Source organism: Sphingopyxis sp. (assembly GCF_025869345.1).
GTDB lineage: Bacteria > Pseudomonadota > Alphaproteobacteria > Sphingomonadales > Sphingomonadaceae > Sphingopyxis.
Genome location: NZ_JAOZVW010000063.1, coordinates 12,105 through 25,299, shown reverse-complemented (window position 1 = coordinate 25,299; position 13,195 = coordinate 12,105). Strand labels below are relative to the sequence as shown.

Below are 13,195 nucleotides of genomic sequence, written 5' to 3'. Positions count from 1 at the left end.
CTCTAGCCCACCCAGCGCCAGATCCCCGCGACCATATAGCCGAGCGCGCCATGCGCCCAGGTCGCCGCAAGCCACAGCACTATCCCGCCAAACAAGGCGTGTCCGCGCGGGATGGTGTCGCCCCACGGGGTAGTGCCCGCGACCTGCCGGGCGAAGGGGATAAAGCTCGTCCGCGCCGCCCAGTGCCGCCACGCATCGCCCATCAGCCGCGCTTTCTTCGCGTCCTGCCCCGCCGATCCGACAAGCGCGAGGAAGGCAATGATCGCGGACAGCGCCATCTGCCCCGGCGTCGGCATCACCAGCCCATGCGCGAGCGCCCAGAGCGCAAAGCCCCACATCATCGGGTGGCGGGTGATCGCAAAGACCCCGCGCGGCGCGCCCTGCGCGCTCACCGCCGCGCCCGGCGCGGGCAAGGCGGGATTGCCGATCAGCGACCCCATGAACAGGATGCTGGCGAACAGAACGAGCAGCGAAGCGATGACCCACAAGGGATCGCCGACGGTCCAGAGCGGCGGCTCGGGCGGCAGGCCGCGAAACGCCTGCACCATCAGGAGGAAGGTCGCGATCGCCACGACCGAATAGACGATCAGGAACCCGCGTTCGCCGAGCCCCCGCGCCAGCCCGTCGCGCAGCGGATGCGACAGGGCGAGATGCGTGCCGACGAACAATGCGCCGGTGACGACCAAAAGCGACATGGGTTGCATCGACAGACCTCTCCTATCGGTCCTTCCGTTGGAATCGTCCGATCATACCCCTGTTCGTCATCCCGGCGAAGGCCGGGATCTCACCGGAGCATCACGACGTGAGGTCGAGATCCCGACCTTCGCCAGGATGACGATTATATTCCTACCTCTCATACGCTTTCGGCAGCGCGCCTTCCTCGGGCGTCAGGTACCGGTCGCGCAGACGGTCCTGACGCGTGGTCAGCGACTGGCGCTTGCCGTCGATCCATATCTGCACCGGGCGGCTGCCGAGTTCGAGCGGATCGTGATCCCAGATCACGACATCGCCGACACGGCCCGGTTTCAGCGAGCCGATGCTGCCCTCCATCCCGATCGCGCGCGCCGGGGCGCTGGTGATCGCGGCGAAGGCCTGGTCCCATGTCAGCCCGCTCGCGCCCGGCAGCTTGGTCAGGCCAACGAGATTGCCCGCATATTGGGTGGTATAGCCCATCTTGTGCGCGTCGTCGTCGTCGAACACGCCGACCGAGACATCGACCCCGGCCGCCTCCAGCCGCCCCGCGTTCGACTGGGTCGCGCCCAGCCGCTCGAAACTGTCGGGCAGGTCGCTGAGCGGCGAGACGATCGCCGGCACTTTCGCCGCCGCAATCGCGCGCGCGACGAGCCAGCCCTCGGTCGCGCCGACGAGGACGAGCTTCAGCGCGGGAAATTCGCCTTTCAGCTTGAGCACGTTCAATATGTCGGCGGCGCGGTCGACGCGGACGAACAGCGGCGTCGTGCCGTTGATCACCCGCACCAGCGCCTCGGCATCGGCGCGCTGGATCATCGCGTCATTGCCCCATTCCGCCAGCGTCGCAGGGTTGCGGGCATAGCTGCGCGCGGCGAGCAACTGCTCGCGGAACAGCAGAAAGGTCGCGGCGCGGCTGCCGCCGGCCTTGGCCGACCCGTCCTCGCCGAAGGCGACGAATTGCAGCGCGCGCGGCCGGGTCACCATATCCATGTCGTCGGCCAGATCGACGACCGCGCCCTGCCCGGCGAACAAATTGCTGCTCGATCCCGGCGCGACGATCGCGCGGGTGACGCCCGCGGCACGATTGACCGCGACCGGCGACCCCATCGGGTTGAGCGCGGGCGCAATGTCGAGCCCCGCCGAAAAGCGCGACCGGTTCGCCGAGCGGTCGTTGCTGCCCGTTACCGAATCGACCTCCACCAGTCCGACGCGGCTGAACGCCGCGACGATGCCGGGGGTGACGTAGCGCCCCTCAGCATCGACGCTTTCGATGCCCGCGGGAACCGCGACGCCGCGCCCGGCGGCAACGACCTTGCCGCCGCGCACGACGACGGTGCCGCCCTCGATCGGCGCGCTGCCGTCACCGATGACGAGCTTCGCGTTGGTGATGGCGATGTCCTGCGCCGTGGCAGGAAGCGCGATCAGCGCGGCGGCGGAAAGAAGAAGCGTGCGGATCATTTCACATCTCCTTCGCCCGGCTGTCCGAGTTCGAAGTCGGTCACCGGCCGCCGTTTCGGATCGTTCGCGTCGAACATCAACGCGCCGTCGATCCAGACCTTCTCCGGCCGCGTATAGACGCTGAACGGATTGCCGTTCCACAGCACGACGTCGGCCATCTTGCCGGGCTTCAAACTGCCGATCTTGTCGGCCAATCCGATCGCCTTCGCGGGATTGATGCCGAGCCACGTCCAGGCCTGTTCGTCGCTGATCTGCATCCCCATACGGCGCCCGGCGGCGAGCGCCTTGGCGGCTTCCTGGTTGAGGCGCTGGATCTGGTTCGCGTCGTCCGAATGGACGATCGTGCAGGCGCCTTCCTTGTACACCAGTGCGATATTTTCGGGCACCGAATCATAGGCTTCCATCTTGAAGCCCCACCAATCGGCCCACATCGCGGCGCAGATGTCTTCCTTCTTGAGCAGGTCCGCGATCTTGTAGGCCTCGACCGCGTGGTGGAAGGCCGAAACCTTGTAGCCGAACTCGTGGCTCATATCGATGACCTGCGCCATTTCGTCGGCGCGGTAGCAATGGTTCTGGATCAGAATTTCGCCCGACAGCACGCCCGCGAGCGTTTCCATCGCCAGGTCGCGATCGACGGCTTTCCCCTCGTCGAGCTTCTTCTTGTAGGCGACCGCTTTCGCCCAGGTCTGGCGGTCGACCGCCATATTGCCCATGCGGGTCGAGGGCATCCGGCCTTTACTACCATAGACGCGCTTCGGATTCTCGCCGCACGCCATTTTGAGGCCATAGGGCGCGCCGGGGAATTTCATCCCCTGCACGGTGCGCGCGGGCACATTCTTGAGCACGACCGAGCGGCCGCCCATCAGGTTCGCGCTGCCCGGCAGGATTTCGAGCGTCGTGATCCCGCCATTGACGAGCGCGCGGGTAAAGCCGGGGTCCTGCGGCCAGACGCTATGCTCGGCCCAGACTTCGGCGGTCACCGGCCCGGTCGCTTCATTTCCGTCCGAAAGGCCCTCGACACTCGGGCTCGGATAGTCGCCGAGGTGGCTGTGGATGTCGATCACGCCGGGGGTCAGATATTTGCCCGTGCCGTCATAGACGTCGGCGTCGGTCGGCAAGTCCATGTCGGGGCCGCCGAGCGACAACACCTTGCCGCTCGACAGCACGATCGAGCCATGGTCGATCCGCCCGCCCTCGCCGTCGAAGATGGTGACGTTCTTCACCACCGTCAGGCGCGAGGGATAAGGCTTGTAGGTCGACGGATAGGGATTCTTGTCGAACCGCACCGGCCGGTCGGCCGTGGCCGTCGCAGCCGGCTTGTCGCTCGCCGATTTCGCTTCGGTTCCCGTCGCCGCGCAGCCGGCGAGCGCCAGCGATACCGCGGCGAGCAAGCCGCCCTTCACGCCCTTCATCATGTTCATGCCCCCTTGGGTTCGGGATGGACACCCGCGGCCTGCGCTTCGCCAAGCTCGCTCTCGCCCGCCACCGCATCGTCGCGGTCGCGCAGCGTGTCGAGGTGCATCCATTTCTTCACGATCGGCGACAGCGCCAGCACGACGATGCTGACGCCGATCGTGATCAGGCCGATCTCCTGATAGATGGCGAGCGTCGCCTCCTTGGTCATATTGCCGCTTTCGCCGCCGGTCGCTTCGCCGATCTTGCCCGCGACGAAATTGCCGACCGCGGTCATATAGAACCACGCGCCCATGATCAGCGAGGCGAGGAAGCTCGGCGCCAGCCGGTTCATCGCGCTGAGCCCGACGGGCGACAGGCAAAGCTCGCCGGTCGTGTGGAGCATATAGAGCAGGAAGACGAAGAGCACCGGCGTCGCCACCTCGGGTCCGACGCTGTTCGCGCCCCAGACGAAGACGAGGAAGCCCGCGCCGACCTGCGCCAGCGCCAGCGCGAATTTCGCGGGCGCCGACGGCTCGAGCCCGCGCTTGCCGAGCCATTGCCAGAGCGCGGCGAACATCGGCGCGAACAGGATGATGTAGATGGGGTTGATCGACTGGAACACCGACGCGGGCACGCCGCCCTTGTCGACATAGCGGTCGGTATAGAGGTTGAAGCTGCCCCCCGCCTGTTCGAACAGTCCCCAGAACAGCGGGTTCAACGCGATCAGGAACAGGATCGCGAACATGCGCTCGCGCGGTTCCTTGTCGAGCTTGAAGCTCTCATAAAGGACATAGCCGAGCAGCGCGACGCCGGAGACGATCAGCAGATTCTGGATGACGCCCTGATACTGGACGAGCGCCCACATCACCGCGACCGCGGCGAGGCCGACGCCGTAGATCGCGAATTCCTTCTGCCGGGCGAGCGGCGCGGGGGCTTCGCCGGCGCCGAGCAGCACCTTCTTGCCGAGCACGAAGACGATCAGCCCCGCGACCATGCCGATGCCCGCCAGGCCGAAGCCATAGGACCAGCCGATCTTCTGCCCCAGATAACCGACGAGGATGGTGCCGAGCGCGGCGCCGACGTTAATCCCCATGTAGAAGATGGTGTAGGCGGCGTCGCGGCGCAGGTCGGTCAGGCGATAGAGCTGGCCGACCATCACCGAGATATTGGCCTTGAGGAAGCCCGAACCGACGATGATCAGCGCCAGCGCGAGCCAGAAGATGTTGATCGCGCCGTCGGCCTGCTTGGTCGCGGCGTCGGTGATCCCGTGATCGCCCTCGAACGCCATGAACAAATGGCCGAGCGCCAGCAGCACGCCGCCGAACAGCACCGCCTTGCGCTGCCCCAGATAGCGGTCGGCGAGATAGCCGCCGAGCACCGGGGTGATATAGACGAGCGCGGTATAGGCGCCATAGATCAGGTTCGATTTGGAATCCGAAAACAGCCAGTGCTGGGTCAGGTAGAAGATCAGCAGCGCCCGCATGCCGTAATAGGAGAAACGCTCCCACATCTCGGCGAAGAAGAGCATGTAGAGGCCCTTGGGATGACCGGCGAATTCGGGTTTCTTGCTCCCGGCGATCAGCGCGCCGATGCTGAGGAATACCGCGAGGAGGACGAGCGCGATGACCGCGATCCAATCCCCTTCATTCCACAAGGCCATGTCTTTCATGCGATTGCGTCCCTTACCCCGATTATCGTGTCTGCGGCTTTTTCGCCGCGCATATCGGGCAACCTAGCGCGAAAATTGCGCAAGGGAAGAATCTAATTGCGCGTGAAACCATGTCGCCCGCCGCAAATTTATTGCGAACCGTTCGCAACACTTGCGTTGTTGCGCAGGAAAGCCCAGGGGATGCGCCAAAGGCTGGAGCGGGCTGGATCGATTCACCTCGTCATTGCGAGCGAAGCGAAGCAATCCAGAGTGTGACAAGCCGCTCTGGATTGCTTCGCTCGCAATGACGATTCCGGTCTATGGCCCCAAAGGATATTCATGTTCAACGACACCTCCTCGCTCCTCTCGCATCTCGCCACCCGCCGCTCGGGCAAGGCGCGCGACATGGTCGCCCCCGGCCCCGACGCCGCGACGCTGCGCGCCATTATCGCGCTCGCGCTGCGCACCCCCGATCACGGCAAGCTCGCGCCGTGGCGGATCGTAACGGTCGCCGGCGACCAGCGGGATGCGTTCGCCCGATTGCTCAAGCAGGCATGGGTCGATGAGAATCCCGGCGCCGCGGGCATGGACCTGTCGGCGCTCGACCAGTTCGCGCATCAGGCTCCCTCCCTCCTCGTGCTGCTCTCGACCCCGGTCGCCGACAGCAAGATTCCGCTGTGGGAGCAGCAGATGTCGGCGGGCGCGGTCGGGATGAACCTGCTCCACGCCGCGCACGCGCATGGTTTCGTGGGAAGCTGGCTGACCGGCTGGGCCGCCTATAGCCCCGCGGTCGTCCGGGCCTTCGGCGCGCGCGAGGGCGAGCGCATAGTCGGCTATTTCTTCCTCGGCACGGCGGGCGGCGACCTGTCCGAACGGCCGCGTCCGGAATATGACGATGTCGTGAGCCCCTGGGACATATAATATCAAGCAAGGGCCCTGTTGCCTAATATCCTGATTTGACTGTAATGCTGTCTTATGGCATTAAAGCGCCATGCTCGATCAATCCAAACCCGTGTATCAACGCCTGCGCGACACCATCGCCAACGCGATTCTCGACGGCACCTACCGCGACGGCGACATGCTGCCCTCGGTGCGGTCGCTCGCCGCCGAAGAAGGCGCCAATCCGCTGACGGTCGCCAAGGCCTATCAGACCTTTCAGGACGAGGCGCTGGTCACGGTGAAGCGCGGGGTCGGCATGTTCGTCGCCGAAGGCGCGACCGACCGGCTGCGCGCGCTGATGCGCGAGGATTTCCTGACCAACATCTGGCCCCCGGTCGCCCAGCAGATGCGCCGCATCGGGTTGGATGCGCGCGAACTGCTCGACCTGAGCGAGGCATAGGCCGAGCGGCGGCTGGCGAGCGATTGCGGCCGCTCCTCTCCCCCCTCCCGCAGGCGGGAGGGGGCAGTAGCGCCATCCCTCACCGTCCGATCCCCACCCCATGGCGGCCATCGGGCATCAAATCCCGAACAGTTTCGCCAGCGACTTCTCCAGCATGAAGAATTGCCAGATCAGCCGTCCATGGTCGCGGCGGCCCGACTGGTGCGCGGCGACGATGCGCTCGATTTCGGCCATGTCGAACCAGCCCGAGCGCGTCAGCGTCGACGAGGTCGCGAGCGCCTTCGCCTGCTCGACCAGCGGCCCGCGGAACCAGTGCGACACCGGCGTCACGAAACCCATCTTGGGGCGATAGAGGATGTCGTGCGGCAGGTAACGCTCCATCGCCTTCTTGAGGATCGCCTTGCCGGTGCCGCCCTGCACGCGCATCGACGCGGGCAAGGTCGCGGCAAATTCGATCAACCGATAGTCGAGCAAAGGCTCGCGCGCTTCGAGGCTGACCGCCATGCTCATCCGGTCGGTTTTGGTCAAAATGTCGCCGGGCAGCCATATCTGAAGGTCGGCATATTGGGCGCGGTCGAGGGGTTCGGCGGCGGGCGCCTCGGCCATCGCCTTCCAGTAGCGCGCCTCGCCGATATGGTCGCCGAGCGCGTGGACCGCCGCGTCGTTGAACAGGCGCGCGCGCTGCGCGGGGCCGGTCACCCCGACCGCCTCGGCATAGCCTTCCGCTCCGCTCCGCGACAGGCTCGCCAGCGTCGCGCGCGCGCGCAGCGGGCGCGGCGCCCAGTCCATCTGCGGCCAGACGCGCGCCAGCGGGCCGAACAGCCCCTTGCGCAGGAAACGCGGGATCATCCCGCGCAGCCGTTCCTCCTGATGCTGGAAGACGAGGCGGCGATAGCCCGCAAACGCTTCGTCGGCGCCGTCGCCCGAGAGCGCGACGGTCACCTCCTCGCGCGCGAGTTCGCAGACGCGGTAGGTCGGCAGCGCGCTCGCATCGGCGAAGGGCTCGTCGAACATATCAGCGATCCGGTCGATCAGCGCGAAATCGCCCGCCGCGACGGTGCGGGTGCGATGGTCGGTCGCGAAGCGCTCGGCGATCTGCTGCGCATAGGCGGTCTCGTCGAGCGCCGTCTGATCGAAGCCGATGGTGCAGGTCTTGACCGCCTTGGCGCTCGCCTCGGCCATCAGGGCGACGACCGCGCTGCTGTCGACTCCGCCCGACAGGAAGGCCCCCAGCGGCACGTCGGCGACCATGCGGTCGGTCACCGCGGTGCGCATCAGGTGGATCAGATGCTCGGCCGCCTCGCCTTCGCTCGCGCGGACGCGCTTCGAGAAATCGGGCGCCCACCAGCGCACCGGCGCGGGAACGGGCTTGCCGCGTTCGAGGAGCAGATAATGGCCCGCGGGCAATTTCTCGACCCCCGCGACGATGCAGGCATCGTCGGGAACATAGCCCAGCGCCAGGAAATCCTCGACCGCCGACAGATTGGCCTCCTGCCGCAGCAGCGGGTGGCGGAGCAGGCCCTTCAATTCCGACGCGAAGGCGATCGAGCCATCCGACAGGCGGACGTGATGGAGCGGCTTCACCCCCAGCCGGTCGCGCGCGAGGAACAGGCAACCGCGCGCATGGTCGTGGATCGCGAAAGCGAACATGCCGTTGAGGCGCGACAGGCATTGGGCGCCCCATTGCCGCCACGCCGCGATGATCACCTCGGTATCGCCCGACGTGCGGAAGCGGTGGCCGCGATCCTCCAGCTCGGCGCGCAACTCGCGGAAATTATAGATTTCGCCGTTATAGGTAAGCGTGACCGCTTCGTCGTCGCTCGCCATCGGCTGCGGACTGCCCGCGATGTCGATGATCGACAGGCGCAGGTGGCCGAGTCCGACGCCGGGCGCGGTCCAGTCGCCCGACCCGTCGGGGCCGCGATGGCTCATGGGATGGAGCATCGCGCGGACGCGCGCGGGATCGACCGGCTTGGCCGTCTCGATATGATAAATGCCTGCGATCCCGCACATATAGGAAGCGGCCTTAGCGCAGTTTCAGCGCGCGGTCAGCCATCGCCTGCGCTCCGCCCGACGCGGAAACGAAATCGATGATCGCATCGCGGCCGCCCTGCCCTTCCTCGCTCGACACGATCAGCGACAGCGCGCGCGGATCGCCGCCGAAGAGCCGAGCTTTCAGACCAGCGAGTTTCGCGCCGCGCGGGCTGCCCGTGGCACAGCCATCGACGACATACCAGGTCGCGGCATCGCGCAGCACCGGGCCGGGATGGAGCAGCCGGTCGGTCTTGCCGCCATCGACCGGCGGCAGCGCCGCGCTCCACGCCCATTTGCTGGCGGGATCGACCGCGCCCTGACCATAAGCGACGACCTCGCGCCCCTCGGCCTGCCGTTCATAGCCGCCGATCGCGACAGTGACGCGACGCCCTTTCGCATCGGCGAAATCGCGCACCTGCCGCTGGTCGGCGCCGTCGAAGCGCGGCATCCATGCCGCCTGCTCCGGCGCGGTGGCCGCCCATCCGGCGGGGGTCGCAATCGGCATGGTTTCGGGCAGCGGCGCCGAGCGCCCGCCGATCAGCCAGCCCCAGGCGGCGAAGAGCAGGGGCAGCGCGAGCGCGGCGGGAAGCACGGCCTTCGCCGGTCCTGCATGACGCGGCAGGCCGCCCAGTCTCGCGACATCGACCGCAGCATCGTTCGCGGGCCGGTCGAACCAGCGCCACGCGATCAACATCACGAGCAGGATGACAAACCCGAAGAAGAACCAGCCGTAGAAGACATGATCGATCCCGCCCGCGCGCTCGATCCCCCAGATTTCGGCGGCGACCATCGTGCCGTAAGCACGCAGCGCATTGGCGAGCACCGTCGTCGCGAGCGCGAGCGCCACGAAGACGATCCGCCGCGTCCAGCTTTGGAAACAGAGGTGCGCCGCGAACACCGCATAGGCGAGCATCGCCATCAGAAAACTGACCCCCGAGCAGGCCTCGGCCACCTCGAAGAAGCCCGCGCGGGTGGTGATGAACACACCCTCGATCTCGGCCGAAAGCCCCGACAGGTGGAGCAGCGCGATGCTGATCCGCGCGGTGAGCGTCTGGAGCAAAGGCACCAGTTCCTCGCCGAACGGCACGAGCAGCAGCGCATAGCCGAGCGGAAAGAGCAGCCCGCGCACCAGCTTTTCGCCGAGCGTCACGCCGACCGCCCCTTGCAGCATCAGGATCAGCGCGAGCTGGCGGAACAGCCCGACCCCCGCCGCCTCGCCGACGAGCCAGACCAGCCCCGCGCCCGCTATCCACACCAGCGCGGGCCACCAGAAAGCCGGCGTCAGCCGCCTCAGCGGCGCGACGCGCTGCGACACCAGCCAGCCGATCATCGGCACCATCAGCAGACAGTGGGTGAAGGTCGAACTATGCCACCAGATGCCGATCATGTCGGCGGCATCGGCGTGGAAGATCGCGAGGATCGCCGCCGACAGGCCCGCCAGCGCCGCGAGATGCCGCTGCCAGCGCGTCACGCGTCCAGCCCCAGCAAGGCGCCGAGCGGCGCGAGGCGGGCGTCCCAGCCATAGCGCGCGATCATCCGCGCGCGCGCCGCCTTGCCCATCGTGGCCGCCGCGGCCGGATCGTCGAACAGGCGCCCAATCGCTGCCGCCATGGCCGTCGCATCTTCGGCGACAAGCAGATGTTCGCCGTCCACCGCGTCGATTCCGGTCGCGGCGGCGGCGCTCGCGACCACCGGCCGCGCCATCGCCATTGCTTCGAGCAGCTTGTTCTGCACCCCGCGCGCCAGCAGCAGCGGCGCGACCACGGCATCGGCGGCGGCGAGCCACGGACGAACGTCGGGCACCTCGCCGGTGACGGTCACGCCGGGCAGCGCCGCCAGCGCACGCACCTCTTCAGGCGGGGCGCGGCCGACGATCGCGAAGCGCGCGCCCGGACGCGCCTTGCGGATGAGCGGGAAGATGTCGGCCACGAACCACTGCACCGCGTCGATGTTCGGGCGATAGTCCATCTGGCCGGTGAACACCGCGAGCGGCCCTTCGCCCTCGTCCACCCTGTCGAACGCCAGCGCGGGGTCGAAGCGATCGGTGTCGATGCCATTCTCGACCGCGAAGACGATATCGCCGCCGAGCCCGCTCCGTTCGCGAAACAAGGCCGCTTCGGCCTCGCTGACGAACAGGCTGGCATCGACCCGGCGCGCGACATCGGCCTCGAACGCGGCGAGTTTTTTCGCCTCGCGTGCATGGACCCAGTTCAGCGGCTGGCGCTTGTCCTGCTCCGCATAAGTGGCGAACTTCGCCGAATCGACGTCGACGAAATCCATGATCACCGGCCCGTCGAAGCGCGCGGGCAGATATTGCGCCATCTGGCCCGAGAAGGCGACGATATGGGTGACGGTGCCGAGCGCCAGCAGTGCCCCGACATGCTCGGCGAGCGCGGCATTCCGGAACAGCCGGTTCGATACCGGCTCGCCGCGCAGCACCGCCTGCGCCAGCGCGGCGGGGCGCGACACCTTGCGCACTTCGATGCACAGGCTCTTGCAAAGCGGCGCCATTTTCGCGCGCGCGACCGCTGCGTCGGCTTCGGTGTCGGCGAGCGCGGCGACGTGGACCGGCGCCAGCTTCGCCAGCGCCTCGAACATATGCCAGCTGCGGATGCGATCACCGCGATCGGGCGGCCATGGCGCGCGGTGCACCAGAAACAAGATTTCGGCCATTACCCCAGCCCGCGCGCGATCAGCGGGCCGATGCGGTTCGCCGCCCACAGCGGCAGTTTCTTCCAGAGATCGACTTGCAGCCTATATTTGGCGCTGTTGGGATTGGTGTCGCGCGGCGTTTCGCCCGGCGCGAGCCAGCGCGCATAGACAAGCGGGCGTGGCTCGAAGCCCCAATTCTTCTTATAGGCAAAGGGGCCGGTGCCGACCTTCGAACGCCCGAAGTCGAAGCGCGTGCAGCCTTTCGCCCGCGCGTGCAGCATCAGCGCGAAATACATGCGTTCGTTGGCGCGCAGGCCCCGCGCCTCGGCGGTGCCGCCACCCCAATAGGGCATCACCGTGCCGCGCCAATAGAGGCTGAGCACGCTCGCCACCGGCTTCCCGCCGTCGCGCACGGTCAAGATGTCGGCATCGTCGCCGAAGGCATCAAGCACCGCGTCGAACAGCGCCTTCGGAAACACCGGCGTGCCGAGATTGCGGACGCTCGTCGCATAGATGCGATAATGGTCGCGGCGCTCGGCGACGCCGCGGCCCGTCGTCACGCTCAGCCCGCTTTCGAGCGCCTTGCGCACCTCGGCACGCTGCTTGCGCGGAACGGCGAGCAGTTCGGCCTCGTCATCGACGGCGAGGTCGCGCGCGAAACCGGCGTAGACGCCTTCCTCGACCCGCCAGCCCGAACCAGCGGGCAGCGCCCCCCCGCGCAGTTCGACCGACGGAACGCCGAGCGATGCAGCAAGCGATGCGGCCGCATCGGCAAGCGCGTCCGCCGCCGCCTCGCTGTCGGCGAGCAGCCCGCCGTCGACGGCAAAGCCGGTCGCGACGAGCGCCTGCCCGAACAGCGGCGATTGGATATGGTGAAGCGGCAGCAGGCCGACGACGGCGCCCGCCGCATCTTGGGCCGCGAGCAGATGGCATCTGTGCCCCGTCGCCTTGGTGATCGCTTCGCACCATGCGCGGGCATGGAAGGGCGTAGCGCCGGGATGCGCCGCGACATAGGCATCCCACGCCGCCGCATCGTCCAGCGGCGCGACCGACAGCCCCCGCGTCACCGGATGCGCCGGCGCGTTCACGCCGCGGCGCGCCACGGCTGCGCGCGATCCTGCTGCGCGGGGAGCAGCGCATCGGCGCGGGTCCACTCGAAATCGACAAGCAATTTCTTCAACTTGCCCGCCATCGCCGACAGACCGCTGTAATGGCGGAGCTTCGACCTGACCGGCGCATCGGCGACGCGCGGCTGGCCGGGATCGATCTCCCACGGATGAAAATAGAGGATCGCCGGATGCCCCTCTTCGTTCATCCGCGCGATCGCCCAGCGCGTGAAAGCGTATGGAAGCAGGCGCATGAACCCACCGCCGCCCGCCGCCAGCGTGCGCCCTGCAAACCGCGCAGTCGTCACCGGCCATTCGACGAGATCGCTGCCCGCCACCGGTCGCCAGACATGGCGCGGGCTTTGCGGCCAGCCATAATGGTCGTGCACCACGGGCGCGACGCTCGACGAATAGGCATAGCCCTGCTCGGCAAGCACCGGATGCGCCCAAGGCGTGCGCGTATCGATCGAGAAGCTCGGCGCGCGATAGCCGCGGATGGCAACACCGCCGAGATCTTCGAGGATCGCCCGCGTCTTCTGGAGGTCGGCGGCGAACGCCTCGGCGGTCATCTGGAACACGCGCTTATGGTCATAGCCATGGCTCGCCAGTTCGTGCCCCGCATCGACGATCCGCCGGATCAGCGCCGGATAGCGCTCCGCCACCCAGCCCAGCGTGAAGAAAGTGCCCTTCGCGCCCGCATCGGCGAAGATCTGCAGCACCGCGTCGCAATTCGCCTCGACCCGGCATTCGAGCGCCGGCCAGTCGGCGCGGTCGATCGTGCGCTCAAAGGCGCCGACCTGGAACCAGTCCTCGACATCGACCGACAGGCCGTTCTGCATTTTCCCTCACCTTCATCAGCATCTTAGCCGATGA

Annotated in this window: 11 protein-coding genes; 2 read left to right on the top strand and 9 right to left on the bottom strand. The window is 67.3% G+C overall.

Annotation, left to right across the window (positions count from 1 at the left end):
• Window positions 1–2: 2 nt before the first annotated feature.
• The 4 genes from OJI97_RS06885 to OJI97_RS06870 all read right to left on the bottom strand — a co-directional run bounded on the left by OJI97_RS06885 (window position 3) and on the right by OJI97_RS06870 (window position 5,212).
• On the bottom strand, window positions 3–704 hold the full coding sequence (locus tag OJI97_RS06885; protein ID WP_297662317.1) for an NnrU family protein: 702 nt from the start codon (window positions 702–704) through the stop codon (window positions 3–5).
• Between the two features lie 142 nt (window positions 705–846).
• Window positions 847–2,148, bottom strand: coding sequence for an amidohydrolase family protein (locus OJI97_RS06880; protein ID WP_297662316.1), 1,302 nt, complete (start codon window positions 2,146–2,148; stop codon window positions 847–849).
• Entirely contained in the window at window positions 2,145–3,563 is a 1,419-nt protein-coding gene (locus OJI97_RS06875) for an amidohydrolase (RefSeq protein ID WP_297662341.1), read from the bottom strand. The genes OJI97_RS06880 and OJI97_RS06875 overlap by 4 nt, the downstream gene beginning before the upstream one ends.
• 2 nt (window positions 3,564–3,565) lie before the next feature.
• Window positions 3,566–5,212, bottom strand: coding sequence for a peptide MFS transporter (locus tag OJI97_RS06870; protein WP_297662315.1), 1,647 nt, complete (start codon window positions 5,210–5,212; stop codon window positions 3,566–3,568).
• A 318-nt stretch (window positions 5,213–5,530) separates the two neighbouring features.
• Here OJI97_RS06870 and OJI97_RS06865 point away from each other — a divergent pair, with 318 nt between their 5' ends.
• Both OJI97_RS06865 and OJI97_RS06860 read left to right on the top strand, forming a co-directional pair.
• Window positions 5,531–6,112 (top strand): nitroreductase, encoded by a 582-nt coding sequence (locus tag OJI97_RS06865; protein ID WP_297662314.1) that lies wholly within the window; start codon window positions 5,531–5,533, stop codon window positions 6,110–6,112.
• Window positions 6,113–6,182: 70 nt separating this feature from the next.
• Entirely contained in the window at window positions 6,183–6,530 is a 348-nt protein-coding gene (locus OJI97_RS06860; RefSeq protein WP_297662313.1) for a GntR family transcriptional regulator, read from the top strand.
• A gap of 117 nt (window positions 6,531–6,647) precedes the next feature.
• Here the strand turns inward: OJI97_RS06860 and OJI97_RS06855 are convergent, their stop codons facing one another.
• The 5 genes from OJI97_RS06855 to OJI97_RS06835 are packed head-to-tail and all read right to left on the bottom strand — an operon-like array spanning window position 6,648 to window position 13,161.
• Window positions 6,648–8,543, bottom strand: a complete 1,896-nt coding sequence (locus tag OJI97_RS06855) for an XrtA/PEP-CTERM system amidotransferase (RefSeq protein WP_297662312.1) — start codon at window positions 8,541–8,543, stop codon at window positions 6,648–6,650.
• 13 nt (window positions 8,544–8,556) lie between these two features.
• Window positions 8,557–10,035 (bottom strand): exosortase A, encoded by a 1,479-nt coding sequence (gene xrtA / locus OJI97_RS06850; RefSeq protein ID WP_297662311.1) that lies wholly within the window; start codon window positions 10,033–10,035, stop codon window positions 8,557–8,559.
• The gene (locus OJI97_RS06845) at window positions 10,032–11,237 is read right to left on the bottom strand and encodes a TIGR03087 family PEP-CTERM/XrtA system glycosyltransferase (protein ID WP_297662310.1); all 1,206 of its coding nucleotides are present in this window, start codon (window positions 11,235–11,237) and stop codon (window positions 10,032–10,034) included. The genes xrtA and OJI97_RS06845 overlap by 4 nt, the downstream gene beginning before the upstream one ends.
• On the bottom strand, window positions 11,237–12,283 hold the full coding sequence (locus OJI97_RS06840; protein ID WP_297662340.1) for a FemAB family XrtA/PEP-CTERM system-associated protein: 1,047 nt from the start codon (window positions 12,281–12,283) through the stop codon (window positions 11,237–11,239). The genes OJI97_RS06845 and OJI97_RS06840 overlap by 1 nt, the downstream gene beginning before the upstream one ends.
• Before the next feature lie 17 nt (window positions 12,284–12,300).
• Entirely contained in the window at window positions 12,301–13,161 is an 861-nt protein-coding gene (locus tag OJI97_RS06835; RefSeq protein ID WP_297662309.1) for an XrtA system polysaccharide deacetylase, read from the bottom strand.
• Window positions 13,162–13,195 lie beyond the last annotated feature (34 nt).

Excerpts from the sequence above, each read along its gene's own strand:
- OJI97_RS06885 (WP_297662317.1), bottom strand. The coding sequence starts at position 704 with ATGCAACCCATGTCGCTTTTGGTCGTCACCGGCGCATTGTTCGTCGGC.
- OJI97_RS06880 (WP_297662316.1), bottom strand. The coding sequence starts at position 2,148 with ATGATCCGCACGCTTCTTCTTTCCGCCGCCGCGCTGATCGCGCTTCCT.
- OJI97_RS06875 (WP_297662341.1), bottom strand. The coding sequence starts at position 3,563 with ATGATGAAGGGCGTGAAGGGCGGCTTGCTCGCCGCGGTATCGCTGGCG.
- OJI97_RS06870 (WP_297662315.1), bottom strand. The coding sequence starts at position 5,212 with ATGAAAGACATGGCCTTGTGGAATGAAGGGGATTGGATCGCGGTCATC.
- OJI97_RS06865 (WP_297662314.1), top strand. The coding sequence starts at position 5,531 with ATGTTCAACGACACCTCCTCGCTCCTCTCGCATCTCGCCACCCGCCGC.
- OJI97_RS06860 (WP_297662313.1), top strand. The coding sequence starts at position 6,183 with ATGCTCGATCAATCCAAACCCGTGTATCAACGCCTGCGCGACACCATC.
- OJI97_RS06855 (WP_297662312.1), bottom strand. The coding sequence starts at position 8,543 with ATGTGCGGGATCGCAGGCATTTATCATATCGAGACGGCCAAGCCGGTC.
- OJI97_RS06845 (WP_297662310.1), bottom strand. The coding sequence starts at position 11,237 with ATGGCCGAAATCTTGTTTCTGGTGCACCGCGCGCCATGGCCGCCCGAT.
- OJI97_RS06835 (WP_297662309.1), bottom strand. The coding sequence starts at position 13,161 with ATGCAGAACGGCCTGTCGGTCGATGTCGAGGACTGGTTCCAGGTCGGC.